This window comes from Sphingomonas sp. (assembly GCF_026460985.1).
Lineage (GTDB): Bacteria > Pseudomonadota > Alphaproteobacteria > Sphingomonadales > Sphingomonadaceae > Sphingomonas.
The window spans coordinates 39,819-54,955 of record NZ_JAPKNM010000051.1 but is presented as its reverse complement, the minus strand read 5'-3'; the positions used below and the strand labels follow the sequence as shown (position 1 = coordinate 54,955).

12 protein-coding genes are annotated in these 15,137 nt (G+C 63.9%); 6 read left to right on the top strand and 6 right to left on the bottom strand.

Annotation, left to right across the window (positions count from 1 at the left end):
* Nucleotides 1-10 precede the first annotated feature (10 nt).
* From MT490_RS08200 to MT490_RS08190, 3 genes are read right to left on the bottom strand one after another with little or no spacing between them, the layout of a single operon-like run.
* Nucleotides 11-808 carry an ATP-binding cassette domain-containing protein gene (locus tag MT490_RS08200; RefSeq protein ID WP_297385903.1) on the bottom strand — a complete coding sequence of 266 codons (798 nt, stop codon included), beginning with the start codon at nucleotides 806-808 and terminating at the stop codon, nucleotides 11-13.
* Nucleotides 805-1,620, bottom strand: coding sequence for an ABC transporter permease (locus MT490_RS08195; RefSeq protein ID WP_297385902.1), 816 nt, complete (start codon nucleotides 1,618-1,620; stop codon nucleotides 805-807). Before MT490_RS08195 ends, MT490_RS08200 begins: the two co-directional genes overlap by 4 nt.
* 13 nt (nucleotides 1,621-1,633) lie before the next feature.
* Complete coding sequence (locus tag MT490_RS08190) at nucleotides 1,634-2,719, bottom strand: putative urea ABC transporter substrate-binding protein (RefSeq protein ID WP_297385900.1); 1,086 nt, start codon at nucleotides 2,717-2,719, stop codon at nucleotides 1,634-1,636.
* 299 nt (nucleotides 2,720-3,018) lie between these two features.
* Between MT490_RS08190 and MT490_RS08185 the strand changes: the two genes are divergently transcribed.
* The 3 genes from MT490_RS08185 to MT490_RS08175 are packed head-to-tail and all read left to right on the top strand — an operon-like array spanning nucleotide 3,019 to nucleotide 7,008.
* Nucleotides 3,019-4,503 (top strand): ATP-binding protein, encoded by a 1,485-nt coding sequence (locus MT490_RS08185; protein WP_297385898.1) that lies wholly within the window; start codon nucleotides 3,019-3,021, stop codon nucleotides 4,501-4,503.
* On the top strand, nucleotides 4,493-5,419 hold the full coding sequence (locus MT490_RS08180) for a DNA-binding response regulator (protein WP_297385896.1): 927 nt from the start codon (nucleotides 4,493-4,495) through the stop codon (nucleotides 5,417-5,419). Before MT490_RS08185 ends, MT490_RS08180 begins: the two co-directional genes overlap by 11 nt.
* Complete coding sequence (locus MT490_RS08175) at nucleotides 5,416-7,008, top strand: sulfotransferase (RefSeq protein ID WP_297385894.1); 1,593 nt, start codon at nucleotides 5,416-5,418, stop codon at nucleotides 7,006-7,008. The genes MT490_RS08180 and MT490_RS08175 overlap by 4 nt, the downstream gene beginning before the upstream one ends.
* A 65-nt stretch (nucleotides 7,009-7,073) precedes the next feature.
* Here the strand turns inward: MT490_RS08175 and MT490_RS08170 are convergent, their stop codons facing one another.
* The gene (locus MT490_RS08170) at nucleotides 7,074-7,403 is read right to left on the bottom strand and encodes a UrcA family protein (RefSeq protein ID WP_297385892.1); all 330 of its coding nucleotides are present in this window, start codon (nucleotides 7,401-7,403) and stop codon (nucleotides 7,074-7,076) included.
* 112 nt (nucleotides 7,404-7,515) lie between these two features.
* On the bottom strand, nucleotides 7,516-7,683 hold the full coding sequence (locus MT490_RS08165; RefSeq protein WP_297385891.1) for a hypothetical protein: 168 nt from the start codon (nucleotides 7,681-7,683) through the stop codon (nucleotides 7,516-7,518).
* Between the two features lie 596 nt (nucleotides 7,684-8,279).
* On the opposite strand from MT490_RS08165, the gene MT490_RS08160 reads away from it, so the two are divergent.
* From MT490_RS08160 to MT490_RS08150, 3 genes are all read left to right on the top strand, one after another.
* Nucleotides 8,280-10,571, top strand: a complete 2,292-nt coding sequence (locus MT490_RS08160) for a TonB-dependent receptor (RefSeq protein ID WP_363321737.1) — start codon at nucleotides 8,280-8,282, stop codon at nucleotides 10,569-10,571.
* A 239-nt stretch (nucleotides 10,572-10,810) separates the two neighbouring features.
* Nucleotides 10,811-11,677: a sterol desaturase family protein gene (locus tag MT490_RS08155; protein WP_297385889.1), complete on the top strand. Its 867-nt coding sequence runs from the start codon at nucleotides 10,811-10,813 to the stop codon at nucleotides 11,675-11,677.
* A gap of 188 nt (nucleotides 11,678-11,865) precedes the next feature.
* Nucleotides 11,866-12,711: a YncE family protein gene (locus MT490_RS08150; RefSeq protein WP_297385888.1), complete on the top strand. Its 846-nt coding sequence runs from the start codon at nucleotides 11,866-11,868 to the stop codon at nucleotides 12,709-12,711.
* Nucleotides 12,712-12,872: 161 nt separating this feature from the next.
* Here MT490_RS08150 and MT490_RS08145 read toward each other — a convergent pair whose 3' ends face one another.
* On the bottom strand, nucleotides 12,873-15,092 hold the full coding sequence (locus MT490_RS08145) for a TonB-dependent receptor (RefSeq protein WP_297385886.1): 2,220 nt from the start codon (nucleotides 15,090-15,092) through the stop codon (nucleotides 12,873-12,875).
* Between the last annotated feature and the right edge of the window lie 45 nt (nucleotides 15,093-15,137).

The window sequence follows — 15,137 nt, the reverse complement described above, 5'->3', positions numbered from 1 at the left end:
GTTCACGGATCTAACCCTCAAAGTTATTACTGATTCTGTCAATCGTAATAATTGACACGGATACCTCGGGCGTATCCAGCGGCAGTTTGTTCTTGAGCGGCAGATCGTAGACCGCGGTGGCGCCGAAGCGGTGCGGCGCGTGCGGATCGATGCGACGCTTGTCGAATGCCAGCACGCGCGTGCCGAGTTTGAAGGCTTCGACGATGTCGTGCGTCACCATCAGGATGGTGAGCCCATGTTCCTCCCACAGCCGCAGGATGAGCCGATGCATGTCCTGTCGGATGCCGGGATCGAGCGCGCCGAACGGCTCGTCGAGCAGCAGCGCGCGCGGCCGCGCCATCAGTGCCTGGGCGATCGCGAGGCGTTGCTGCATGCCGCCCGAGAGTTGGGATGGATACAAATCGAGCGAATCGCCGAGACCCACTTCGATCAGCATCGCCTCGGCTTCCTCGGCCGCGCGGCGCCGGGCGGCACCGAAGAGACGCGCAGTGAAGGGCGCCTTCGCGCATTCCCGTCCAAACATCACGTTGCGCAGCGCGGTCAGGTGCGGGAACACCGAATAGCGCTGGAAGACCACGCCGCGATCGGGCCCGCATTCGGGGGTGAGGATCTTGCCGTCGAGCAGGATATGGCCTCGGCTGGGGGTTTCCTGACCCAGCGCAAGGCGCAGGAAACTGCTCTTGCCCGAGCCGGACGGCCCGACGATGGAGACGAAGCTGCGCTCGGCGATGCCGAGATTCACGCGCTCGAGCACGATCTTCTCGCCATATTCGAGCCAGACATTGTCGAAGACGAGGAGGTCGCTCATCGCTGGCCCTGATGTGCCCATGCGAAGGCGCGACGGCTCAGCTGCATGAGCAGCACATCCGTTACGATCGCGAGCAGCGAAATCCAGGCGACATAGGGAATGATGATATCCATCGAGAGATAGCGGCGGACGAGGAAGATCCGGTATCCAAGCCCGACGTCGGACGCGATCGCCTCGGCCGAGATGAGGTAGACCCAGGCCGGCCCCAGCGACAGGCGAAGTCCCGCGATCAGGCGCGGGAGCGCCTGTGGGAGGGCGACACGCAGCGCGAGCTGCCAGCTGCTCGCGCCGAGGGTCTGTGCCTTGACCAGCTGCTCCTGTGGGAGTGCCGCAACATGCTCTGCGAGATCGCGGATCAGAAAGGGAGCGACGCCGACAACGATCAGCGCGACTTTCGCCGTCTCGCCAAGCCCGAAGGCGATGAAGAGGACCGGCAGGAGCGCGATCGGCGGAATCACCGCGATGGTCGTGACGAATGCGCCGAAGGTCGCGCGTACCGCCGGCAGGACGCCCAGAACCATGCCGACGAGCAGCGCCGAGAGCGCGCAGATGCCGAGCCCGAGAAAGAGCCGCTCGAGGCTCGCGACCGTGTCCGCCCAGAAGATGATCCGACCGCTCAGCGGATCGGCATCGAAGAGCAGGCCGCGCATCGCATCCGCCATCGCCGCGGGCGTGGGCAGAACCTTGTCCGAGGCATTGGCTGCGTGGCGGGTCGCCGAAGCGATCAAATACCCGATCAGTGCCACCAGCAGCGGCACTGTTCCGAGCAGGACTGCGCTGCGACGATTTGGCCTGACATTCACCCAACGCATCGGGGCGATCTCCTCAGAGCTTGCCCGCCGCGGCCTGTTCCATGAAGCTCGGGTCGAAGCGCAGCTTCACATTGTTCGGGTCGCCAAGCGTCTTTCCGCCCGGCAGGCTGATGCCGACCGCGTCGGCCGATTTCGCGCCCGAGCCGAACAGGCCCTTCGAAAAGCTGAAGTCGCGCACCTTGATCATCGTAGTGGCGAGCGCAGGCGATTTGAGAGCGGCCACGGCATCCTGCGGCGTACCGTAGAAGTGGGTGGTGGTGAGCTGCGCATCGAACGCCTGCGGGGTCGATCCGGCCATCTTCGCCATCTCGGCGCGGGCCGCGGCGCCCGCAGCATCCTTCCGCTGCAGGAGCGTGATCGTCTCGTACCAGATGCCGGCCAGTGCCTTGCCGAGATTGGGGTTGGCCTTGAGCGTGGCAGTGTCGACCGCGAGCAGGTCGAGGATTTCGGCGGGCACCTGATGCGAATCGAAGACCAGCTTCGCGTTTGGTGCCTTGGCCATCTCGGTGAGCTGCGGGTTCCAGGTTACTGCGGCGGTTGCGGCGGGATTTGCAAAAGCCCCGACGATGTCCGCGTCGGAGGTGTTCACGGTCTTCACGTCGGAAAGCTGAAGCCCGGCCGTGGAGAGCGCGCGTGCCAGCAGATAGTGCGAAACCGACAGCTCGACGAGATAAACGGTGCGACCCTTGATGTCGGCAAGGCTCGATGCGTTCTTGAGGACGATTCCGTCATTGCCGTCCGAATAGTCGCCCAGGATGATGGCACTCGTGTCCTTGCCGCCGGCAGCTGGGATGGTGAGCGCGTCCATATTGGTGACGGTGACGCCGTCGAGCTTTCCGGCGTTGAACTGGTTCACCGACTCGACATAGTCGTTGACCTGCACGAAGTTGATTTTGACGCCGTATTTGTCGGCCCATTTCTTCACGATGCCGGCTTTCTGGGCATAGGGCCACGGCATCCAGCCGGCGTAGATCGACCATCCGATCGAGAAGTCATTTCGCGGTGCAGCATTCTGTTGTGCGCCGCCACCGCATGAGGTGGTGAGAAGCATGGCTGCGGCTGCAATCGCCAAACCCGTTTTTGACATCCAGTTTGCCATGTTCTTCCCCTTGCTTCGCGCGGTGCGCCCTGAAACGCCCGGAAACCGTAGGTCTACACTGCGACCGATATTACGTTTGCGCAATCCGGTAATAAAATATATATCGAGTCCATGGGACGTGTCACCTCATTTTATGATGCTGCAATGCGTCATTTGCGCACTATCCGAGATGGTTCGGGGGCTCGGTCGGCTCTCGATCTCCGGCGGCGCGGAGGATAGGCTGCGCGATGGCACATGCGTCCCGATGGATATTGTCAGGTGCGGCGGTCGTCGTCGGGCTGATCGGGACGCTGTTCATCATGGCACGCGGCGCGCGCCGGAAAGCGCGGCAGGAACGTCTGCAGCAGACGCAAATCCTGCAGGATGAGATCGCCGCCCACCGGCTGACCCATGCGGAACTGGCGCGTGCGAAGGAAGTGGCCGAGGCTGCCAATGCCGCTAAAACCCGCTATCTCGTCGCGGTGAGTCACGAAATCCGTTCGCCGCTCAATGCCATCTATGGCTATGCCCAGCTGCTCGAGCGCGAAGACGCTATCCCGCCGGTCGAAGCAGGCAGCGTGATCCGACGCTCCGCGGAGCATCTCACCAACCTCGTCGAAGGTCTACTGGATATATCGCGGATCGAGAGCGGCCTGCTCAAGCTCAGGCAGGATGTCGTCCGCCTGCCCGCGCTGCTCGATCATGTCGTCGACATGTTCCGGATGCAGGCGGCGGCCAAGGGGCTTTCGCTCGACTATAAAGTCGAAGGCAGGCTGCCCCCGTTCGTCCGCACCGATGAGAAGCGGCTGCGGCAGATCCTCATCAATCTGCTGTCCAACGCCATCAAATATACCGACAAGGGCGGTGCGACGCTGACGATCCGGTATCGCAGCCAGATGGCCCAGGTCGATGTCACCGACACCGGCATCGGAATCGCACCCGAGGATCTGGAAAGGATCTTCGAGCCGTTCGAGCGCGGCAGCTCGCCCGATTCAGCAATGCAGCCGGGGATCGGCCTCGGCCTCGCCATTACCCGTGTGCTCGCGCGGATACTCGGCGGGGAAGTGACGGTGTCAAGTGAGGTCGGCCGCGGCAGCAGCTTTCGGCTCCAGCTACTCTTGCCCGAGCCGATGGCCGCCCCAACGGGCCCGCCGGGCTATGATCGCGTGACCGGCTATAGCGGAGATCGCAAGACGATCCTGGTCATCGACGACGATCCCTCACAGCTGATCGTCGTGCAGCGCTTGCTGCGGCCGCTGGACTTCGTCGTTTTCGCGGCGGCGAGCGGCGCCGAGGGGCTTGCGCTGGCCGAGAGTTGCGCTCCGGATCTGGTCTTGCTCGACATCCAGATGCCGGGCTGCAGCGGATGGGAGGTCGCTGCGCAATTGCGCACGACCTTCGGGCAGTCGCTGCGGATCGTCATGGTCTCCGCCAATGCCCATGAGTATCGCGCGGGCGGCGACGGCCAGAGCCACCATGGCGCCTTCCTGTCCAAACCGGTCGATCTCGATGCGCTGCTGGATACGGTCGGCCGCCAGCTCGGCGTCGATTGGATCGCGTCCGGTGATGGCCAGGTCGGGCGCGAGGCGAGCCAGTCTTCCGGCGCGCTTCCCCCGGCGGCCGAGCCCTATCTCGCGAGCCTGCGGCACCATGTCAAAACGGGCCATGTTCGTGCGATCGAAACACTCCTGACCGACCTCGAGGCTGACGTGCCGGACAGCGCCGGGGCAGTCGCCGAGATGCGACGACATCTGGACGATTTCGATCTGCGTGGGCTTGCCCGGAGGCTCGGCAATGGCGACTAGTCCGGGAAGCGGAACGCGGGCGACGATCCTTGTCGTCGACGATACGCCTGAATCGCTGCGCTTTCTGACCAGCACGCTCGAGCATGCCGGCATGACGGTCTTGATTGCGGTCGATGGGCTCGCCGCGCTCGAGCTGCTCGAACATGTCACGCCCGATCTGGTACTGATGGATGCCGTGATGCCTGGTCTGGACGGCTTCAAGACCACGCGCCGGATCAAGTCGGACAGCCGCTTCCACCACCTGCCGGTGATCTTCATGACCGGGCTGACCGAGACCGAGCATGTCGTGCACGGGCTCGAGGCAGGCGGGGTCGATTATGTCCACAAGCCGATCGTGGTCGACGAATTGCTGGCGCGTGTGTCGGTGCACCTTGCCAATGCCCGAGTCGCGCACGGTAGCCAACTCGCGCTCGACACCGCCGGCCGACCGTCCTTCGCGATCGACGCTGGCGGCGCGACCATCTGGTTGACGCCCTTGGCGACAGCCACGATCGAGCGGGTGTTCCCAGGCTGGGCGCCGCGCGACGGCCGGTTGCCCGAACAGCTTGCCGCGACGGTCAGGCCCCTGCAGCAACCAGGCGTGCCGCCGGGAGCCCAGGCTTCGTTCAAGATCGGTCAGAGTGCGGTGGAATGCACTTTCCTGCGCCAGAGCAGCGCCGATGAGTGGCTGTTCAGGCTGACCGAGAGACGCGAGGGGGACGCCGAACGCTTACTTGCCGAGCGTCATGGCCTGACGTCGCGCGAGGCCGAGGTTCTGGTCTGGATCAGCCGCGGCAAGCAGAATCGCGAGATCAGCGAAATCCTGCACATCAGCCCTCGTACCGTGAACAAGCACCTGGAGCAGGTCTTCGAGAAGATGGGTGTCGAGAATCGTGCTTCTGCCACCGCGATCGCGGTCAGCACGCTCTCGCAATGATCATGACAGGAGCGCCGCAGAGCATGGGAGAACCCCTGAGCGCGGCGGGACGAGCCGCGCTGGAGGGAGGCGATTTCGCCGGGGCACGTCGCCTGGCGGCGGTCCGCATGGCCGATCCATCCGGCAAGGCGGAAGCATATTTCCTGCTCGGTATCGCAGATGCCGAGGCCGGCAGGGTGCAGGACGGGATCCGCCAGATCGAACAGGCGGTCGCGCTCGCGCCGCACGGCGAATATCGCGCGCAGCTCGCGCGCCTCTATGCGCTCGTCCGCCGCGACGGCGATGCCGCGGCCACACTCCACGCGGCCGAGGCCGCGCCGCCCGCCGATGCACTCGGGCGCGACACGATGGGATGCGTCTATGCGCGGCTGGGCGATCACGACGCTGCCCTTCCGCATTTCGTCGCCGCGGTCGATCTCGCGCCGGAAAATGATCAATTCCGCTACAATCACGCAGCCACGCTGAGTTTCCTTGGCCGGACCGAGGAAGCCGAAGCGGTGCTCGAGGTGATCCTCGATCGCGCTCCGAACGACGCCAGGGCCCATCATCTGTTGGCCGGGCTGCGGAAGCAGACCCCCGCACGCAACCATGTGGAACGGCTCCGCGCCGTGCATGACCGCTCTTCGCCGGGGCGTGATCGTCTGCTGACGGGCTATGCGCTGGTGAAGGAGCTCGAGGATATCGGTGATTCGGCGGAGGCGTTCGAGCGCCTTGTCGCGATCAACAGCGTGCACCGTGCCGCGCTCGCCTATGATTTCGCGCGTGATGCCGCGATCTTCGATGCTGTCGAAGCGGCGTGGCCTCTCGTGCGGGCGCCGGTCGGGGAGGGCGCAACCGAGGCACCGATCCTTGTGATCGGCATGCCGCGTACCGGTACGACGCTGGTCGACCGCATCCTGGCATCGCACCCGGGGGTCGAGAGTGTCGGCGAGCTTCAGGCCCTGCCGCTCGCGTTCAAGGCGGCGGCGCAAACGCGCAGCCGCACCGTCCTCGATCCCGAGACGGTCCTGGCGGCCGGCGGCCGCGACGCGGGCGCGATCGGCCGCGACTATCTGGCCCGCGCGGCCCATCATCGGCGGACCCCGGGGCTGCGCTTCGTCGACAAGTTCCCGGGCAACTTCTTCTATGCGGGGATCGCGGCGCGCGCGCTGCCGAACGCGGCGATCGTCTGCCTGCGGCGGAACCCGATGGACACGGTTCTCGCCAACTTTCGCAATTTGTTCGCGATCGGATCGCGTTACTATGACTATAGTTACGATCTTCTCGATATCGCGGCCTATTACGCGCGGTTCGATCGGCTGATGGCCTTCTGGCGCGAGGCGCTGCCCGGCCGCATCCTCGAGCTCAGCTACGAGGCGCTGGTCGCGGATCAGGAGGGGGAGACCCGCCGGCTATTGGCCCATTGCGGGCTCGAATGGTCCGACGAATGCCTGAATTTTCACGCCCATTCGGGTGCCGTGTCGACACCGAGCGCCGCGCAGGTCCGCCGTCCGATCTATCGGGATTCCGTCGCGCGCTGGCGGAAGCATGCTGCCGCACTGGCGCCCGTGCACACGTGGCTGGAGGCGCAAGGTATCGCCGTCGACTGAGCCGCTCACTGGCGATCGGGCCGGCGCCTTTGATCAGGAGCCGCACCCGAACCCTGGCAGGCGCCTCAGCGCAATGCCAGCTGGTTTGCCTTGGCGTTGTTGGCGTTGGCCGTCGCGGCCGTGATACGCGTGCGAATGTCGGCGATCACGTCCGCATGGCAGGCACGCGCCTGGGCGCCGAGTGCGAGGTGGATGGAGGTCATTCCCTCGCCACAGACGGTATTTGCTACCCGATCCATCCGGATCGCGAGACGCTGCTGGCCCTCGACGCTGGCGAGATCGAGCCCGCGCAAGTCGAGCACTGCACTGTCCGCCGAAAAGGGATTGTCACGGGGTGCCGCGAAGGCCGGCGCCGCCGCCATGAGCGCGGCGAGCGCCACTATGCCGATCTTCATCATCATCTCCTGCGTCTGTTCTGCCCGTCGCTCTTCGGCGATCAGGTGACGGCCAATTAGTACTGGTCGCCAGTCATTGCAAGTATAATGACGAGTATTACCAAATAGAAGATCAGTATGCGCTTACTGTCAAAGTAGCGAGTTCGATACGATTGCCGAGCGCGCCCGGCGGCAGCGTGACGATTTCGATGCTCTCGTCCCCGGTCCGCGCGTCGGCCAGGGTCACCGTCAGCGTGCCGCCATGGGCGCGTGCCCAGTCGCGCGCCGTGGCGAGGGGCACTGTTGCGCGCCAGGAGCGGTTGCCCTCGACTATGAGGGGATGGCCCGCGACCCGCACCGTTACCGCGGCATGAGGACGACGGCCGGAGATACGGAGGCAGGTCGCATCGCCGCAATGGATCAGGCGTGCCTTTGGTGCGGCGGCCGCACTGCTCGGAGTCGCAGCCATTGCGAGGCCCAGCAGGAAGCAAGCGGTTCTTGATGCGGGCCGGGTCCGGGCAGGAGCAACCATCGCCGCCGGATACGGATCCTTGCCGCGCGGCGGAATGGGCAGTTTGACGTAGGGCGCGCAGCTTGCGGATCGGCTTACGTCAAACGCCCCATGTCACAGGGTTGTTATTATCGTTTAGCGTATTCGTAATACGCGAAGGCTCGGAGGAAGCTGACGCACAGGAAAGGGATGCTGGGGGGAGGCGCTCGGGATCACAAAAAGCCTATGGGGGCGTAAAGATGGCAGGACGACTTTCTCGCGCAGGTCTGCTTTGCGCGACGGCGCTCGTGAGCATTGTGGGTACACCGGCTCTGGCGCAGGAAGCGGCCGCTCCGGAGCGGGAGGCATCTTCCGGCTCCGCCCCTGATACCGCGAACGAAATCGTGGTGACGGGCAGCCGCCGGCGGACCACGCTCCAGGACGCCCCGATCAACATCAGCGCGGTATCCGGCCAGATGATCGAGAGCCAGCGGCTCGACGACATCCGCGCGCTCGGCAACTTCACGCCGGGCGTCACGATTGCGGATACCGGCCCGGCATCGACGGGCGAGATCATCCTGCGCGGCATTTCGTCGGGCGACACCAGCGTCAATGGCGCCAATTCCAACGATGCGGTCGGCGTCTATCTCGGCGAGGTTCCGCTCTATCTGGATTTCAAGCTGATCGACATCAGCCGCGTGGAAGTGCTGCAAGGGCCGCAAGGCACACTCTATGGCCTCGGCACGCTCGCGGGCGCGGTGCGCTATATCCCCAACCGGCCCGATACGAACCGCTTCTCGGTCGACGTGCATGGCCGCGGTTACGCGCAGTCGCATTCGGATGATTTCGGCGGCATCGGCGATATCGCCGTCAACGTGCCGATCTGGAAGGATCATATCGCGTTCCGGACCGCGACGGGCTATTACAGCAACGCCGGCTTCATCGATTACAATTATCTGCTGAAGCAGCCTGGCGTCTCCGATCCCCAGCCGGTCCGCGCGTCGGGTGGATCGACCGGTTCCCTTGGTGGACCGGCCGATTACCTTGCCAATTTCAAGCGCGCCGAAGACGTGAACTATGAGCATACGTTCACCACGCGCAACCAGCTGCTGCTCGAATATAATCCCAACATCAGGGCGTATCTCACCTACGCCCACCAAAGCACCAAAAGCGGCGGGCGCCAGGCCAATGGCGCCGGCGTGCTCGGCACCGGGAAATATGAAGGACCCTGGCGCTATCTCGAGCCGTTCGATCGCAAGTCGGATCTCTTCTCGGCCGAGATTTACGTCAATCTCTTCAACGTCGCGCAGTTTGTCAGCACGACGGCTTACACGAAGCAGAGCATCCTAAATACGGACGACAATACCGATTTGCTTCTCGATTTGAACTATGGCTATGAAGCATTTCCTGAGTTTTCCTCCTACGCGAACAACGAGCGGGAGTATAAGCAGCTCAATCAGGAGGTGCGGCTCGTTTCGACTCATGGCGGTCCATTCAACTGGGTCATCGGCGGGTTCTACAACCGTCTGGAATTTACTTCCGACCGGCACGAATACACGCCCGGATTTGCGCAATCTTCCGTCTATTGGGGCGTCAATCGTCCGGACAATCTCGAATATATCTCCATGGTCGACAGCAAGAACGTCGAGAAGGCGGTTTATGGCGAGGGCACGCTGCACCTGACCAAGGAGTGGCAGGTGACGGGCGGCATTCGCTACTTCAAATATGACGCGGATGTCGCCGGTGGGTCCGCGCTGCCGCTTCTGGGGAGCGGCGTCGGCCCCTACCCATCGACGACGATCCTCCCGAACCGGATCCGAACCGGATCGACCGGCAAGGACGGCGTCGTCTGGAAGGCGAACACCTCCTACAAGTTCAGCGACGATCTGCTGGCCTATTTCACGTACTCGACCGGCTATCGCGTGGGCGGGGTCAACCGGGTGGTGCCCTGTATCCTGCCGCTGCCGCCCGGCCAGAATCTCTGCGCGCTGCCCAACGAGCTGGTCTATGGGCCGGACAAGACACGCAACATCGAGCTGGGCGTGCGCGCCAGCCTGTTCGACAAGCGGCTCCAGCTGACGCTCAATGGCTATCATATCGCCTGGAACGGCGTGCAGGTGCCAAGCCAGACGGTGAACGGCGCGATCGGCATCACGGTGAACGGCGCCAACGCCGTCTCCAAGGGTTTCGATTTCCAGGGTGCGCTCAAGATCACGCCGAACCTCAGCCTGCTCGGCACCTATTCCTATGTCGATGCGCACTTGACCGAGGACGTGGCGGGACTGGTGGTCAGCCAGGGCGTTCGCTACGATGCCTCCGCAGGCGACAGGCTGCCCGGATCGGCCAAGAATTCGGCCAGCGGCCAGCTCATCTACACCTATCCGCTGGGCGACGGACGCAAGATCGAGGCGACCTGGGCCACCATTTATCGCGGCGACATCTATTCGCGCGTGGGGCTTCGCGGCAATGGCGAGAAAATTCCGGGCTACGTCACGCACGGCGTATCGCTGAACTATATCAGCGAGCGCTTCGAGATTGGGCTGTTCGCAGACAATCTCTTCGACAAATATGCGGTGACTGCGATCAGCAACGACGTCTCGTCCTACAATCAGGTCCGCACCGATGTGGTCGAGCGCTATTACGCACACGGCGTGCTGACGCCGCGTCGCGTGGGTATCGACTTCCGCTTCCACTATTGAGCCACCAGGGGGCCGGCCAGTGCCTGTCGACAGCAATCCGCTTGCGATCGAAGGACGGGCTGGCGCCCCGCCGGGCGCGCGAGACTACGTTATTCGGCCACCTGCGCCTCCCGGGACGCCATCCTAAAGGGATCGCATGGGGCACGTATGGCTGATCGTGAACACCTTGCAGGCAGTCGGCTCACGGTATCCGTGATCCCGGGAGCCCTCCTTTCGCTGCCGTGACCGGAGCAAGTGCTATGAAGAAGATCCTGTTCAGCTACGTGCAGCCCGCGATGGTCGTGGCGATCCTGTTCTTCTGGGCATTTGTTCCCAAAGCGTGGATCGAAAACGCCTGGGCACTCACCATAGCCACATCGCTCACGACGCTGTTCATTCTGGGGCTCGAATGGCTCAACGAGCGGCATGCCAGCTGGCGCCTGACGAAGAAGGAATTCTTCACCGACCTCTTCTACATGGTCCTGAGCATGACCGCGATCGCGTGGGTCACCGCCCGATTGGCCGAAGAGCCGTTGACGGCGGCAAAGCACTCGCTGGGCATCACCACGGAATGGGCCATGCATCTGCCCTTCGTCGTGCAGGTCGCGCTGGTCGTCTTCCTGGTCGAGTTCGGGCAATATTGGATGCATCGGCTGATGCACAACTACATGCCTTTCTGGCTGACGCACGCGCCGCACCATCACATCACCCAGTTGAATGCGATGAAGGGCGCGGTCGGCAATCCGATCGAACTCTTCCTGATCAGCCTCAGCGTGGTCGCGCTGTTCGATCTGCCGCTCGCCGCCATATTCTGCGCCTTCCACATCCTCTCCGTGGTATCGACGTTCGCGCACGCGAATACGCGGTGCGATCCGCCCCGGTGGTACGCGTTCTTCTTCACGACCATCCAGAACCACAGCCTGCACCATTCGGTGGGGTATGAAGAAACGCGCTGCAACTATGCGAACTCGCTGATTCTGCTCGATCGCATCTTCGGCACCTATCGCGATGGAGAGGCCGAGCTGGTGGGCCAGGACGACCGTCGGCGCCTGTCGATCCGAGAGCAGATGATCTTCCCGTTCCGGCCCCTGATCGAGAAGATCAAGGCGGGGCGGAGCTATGCATAAGCTGCAGCCGATCCGGCCGATGCCGGTGATTTTCGAGGCCGTCGTCACATAATCTCGGCTGCTGATATCGAGCGGGAGGCGTTTTCGTGATCGCACATGGATGTTTCAAAAGGGGCCGGATCGTCACGGCGATAGCGGGAGGCCTTGCGTTGGCATCTCCTTCCGCCGCCTCCGCCCAGGAAGAGCGAGTGCTCACCGTTCCGGGATTCGCCGATTTCCTCGCCGTGGACGGATCGTCGGTCTGGACCACCAACAGCGGACGGGTCGAGCGCTGGTCGAACAAGCACAAGCTCGCGGAAGTCGCGATGTCGCACCCCTGCGGCGCAATGGCGGTCGCGTTCGGCTCCTTGTGGGTCGCCGACTGCAAGGACGGGACCCTCAACCGGATCGATCTCAAGACGGCGCAGAAAACGGCCGTGATCGCGACCGGTATCGCCAATCCCAAAGGTGAACTGAATGTCGTGGCCGGAGCCGGATCGGTCTGGGTAGCGAGCGACGACAAGGGCGTCATCGCCCGCGTCGACCCGGCCAGCAACAGCGTGACGAACTCGATCCAGGTCGATCCTGGCACCTACTATCTGTCATTCGGTCTCGGATCGCTGTGGGCCGTCAGTTCCGAGCATCAGAGCCTTCAGAGGATCGACCCGCAGACCAACGCAATCGTCAAGCGAACGGCGTTGGGCCGGGAGCCCGGCTTCCTCGTCGCCGGCGAGGGCGCGGTCTGGGTTCAGGAGCAGGGAGACGGGACATTGGCCCGGATCGACCCCGGGACTGGAGACGTCTCTGGCCGCGTGAAGATCGACGAGACGTTGAAATATGGGGACATCGACGCGGGCGGCGGCAAGGTCTGGCTGCGCACGACAGCCGGCCAGACGTTCGTCGTGATCGATCCGGTAACGCTTGCCATTCGCGCGCGGGTCGGAAAGGCAACTGGCAGCGGCGCCCTGCGATATACGCGGAAGGGCGTGTGGACGACGTCGCATGACGTTCACACGCTGTCCTGGTGGAAGAGGCCTGCCCGTATCGGGAACTGAGGCGCCTGAGATCAGTCCTCATCGTGGGATGGATCAATTCGCCTTCACCGACGGCCGTTCCCGCGGGCTCTGGCACCACTTCTGAGATTGTCCACCAGGTGAGATTGATGACATTCGTCGAATGAGCGGCCCTATTTGCGGCCGATTAAACAGGAAGGTCGTCAGCGCATCCGGGTTCTAAACGAGAGGCCGAAGATCCGCGGCTCGTTCACGAAGCCGGTGTTGTTGTTGAAGTCGATGCCGCCCTTGACGTTCTCCTCGTCGGTGATGTTGCGGACGAACGCCGCGAGCTCGAAGCTGCCGTCGCGCTTCGCGTAGCCGATGCGCAGGCCGCCTTCGAACTGGCCGTCGCTGTAGAATTCGCGCGACTGGTAGAGGAAGAAGTTGGTGTAGCCTTGATAGGCCCAGTCGGTGAAGGCGAAGATCTCGCCGCCGCCGCCCACGGGAATCGCATAGCGCGCCGTGACGTCCGCGATCCATTCCGGAGCCTGCGGGAAGGGATTGCCGTCGACCAGCGCGCGCTGAGCGCCCGCGATCGTGACCAGCGGATCGGTGACGGTGCATTGCGCGCAGATTCCGACTGCGAGGTTAGGATCGTCGATCTCGGTATTGTTGTAGCTCACGCCCGCGGTGAAGGTGAGCGACGACGTCGGGCGGAATTCGGAGTCGAGCTCGAAGCCCCAGGCCTTGCCCTTGTTGGCGTTGAGCAGCTGGACGAGGTTGCCGCTCCCGCCGACCGCGGTGAACTGCGGGTCGTCGACCGTGTAGGTGAAGGCAGTGGCGTTGATGCGCACCCGGCGGTCGAACAGCTCGCTCTTGATGCCGGCTTCCCACGACAGGATCTTCTCCGACGTCGCGACCGAGGGCGGGTTGAAGAAAGCGACGTCGCGACCCTGGATCGAAGGTGCGCGGAAGCCGCTGGCGACGCGGGCGTAGATGCTCAGGCCGGGCGTGAAATCGTACATCGCGCTGACGTCCCAGCTGACGCGCGCGTCCGAGACCGAGCGGTCGTCGGCGGCCGATCCGCCGATCACCTCGAATTGCTTGTCGTCCTCGGTATAGCGCAGGCCGCCGGTGAGCTTGAACGCGTCCGTCAGCTTGTAGCTGGCCTGGCCGAACGCCGCCCAGCTCTGATTCTGGTGGCGCACAGTGGTGGGCGGGGGGAAGCTGAAGCCTTCGGTCAGCACGGTAAAGTCGCTGTCGAAATAGAAGGCGCCGACCTGCCACCCGAACGGCCCGCCGCCGGTGCTGGCGAGGCGAACTTCCTGCGTCCACTGGTCGAGATCGAGCGAGTCCTGCGTATCGGACTGGAAGGGAATGAAACCCGGGCCATTCGCGGCGGTGCCGCCATCGACATCGGCGCGGCTGCTGCCCTGCGTGGTCTCATAGGCAGTGATCGAAGTGAGCGTCGCGCCCCCGAAATCATAGTCGAGCTTCAGCGAGCTGCCCCAGCCGCGATACTGCGCGCGATTGTCGCCACCCGCGTCGAGGAACACCGTGTCGCGCTGGAAATTGCTGTTGAGTTGGTTGTTGCCAGGGCCGAGGATGTTCGCGCGGAAGACCGCCGCGGCGCCTTCGCCCTCGAAGCGGCGGTAATGAATGTTGGCGAGTGCGCTGAACGCGTCAGTCGGCGTGAACAGAAGCTGCCCACGCGCCGCGACCTCGTCATATTGGCCATAGGCATTTTCCTGGCCGGTGAAGCCATTGTCGATCCAGTTGTCGCGGTGCTGGAAGAGCACCGAAACGCGCGCCGCGAGCCTTTCGGGGACGATCGGGCCACCGACGCCGGCATCGGCGCTGATCGTGCCGTAGGTGCCCGCCGAGACCGAGGCCTGCGCGCTGAACGTGTCGGACGGCTTGACCGTGTCGAATTTGATGATGCCGGCGGGCGTGTTGCGGCCGAACAGAGTGCCCTGCGGTCCGCGCAGCACCTCGACACGTTCGATGTCGAACACCGGCGTGCTCTTCAGCGCGACATTCTCCAGCACGACATCGTCCATGATGACGGAAACGGGCTGCGAGGCGGCGAGATCGAAATCGGTGTTGCCGAGGCCGCGAATGTAGAAGCGCGGCGCGACGCGGCCGTTCGAGCTCTCCGCATAGAGCCCGGGCACGCGGGTCGCGAGCGCGGTGATGTCGTTGCCCGAATCGAAGATCGTCTGGAGTTGCTCGCCGTCGAGTGTCGCGACCGACACCGGCACGTCCTGAATGTTCTCGGCACGACGCTGCGCGGTTACGACGATGTCCGGAATACCGCCGGCCTGTTCGCTCTCTACCTCTTGGGCTTGGGCGGCGCCCGCTGCGGCCGCGAGAGGAAGCGCTACCGCTACGGTGACGAGCCAGCGGGTGCGAGAGCGAACGGTCGAGCGGTTCTGGTGCATCTGAAACCCCCTGTTTGCCGCGGGCCCGCCGAGTTGGTTGCGCTG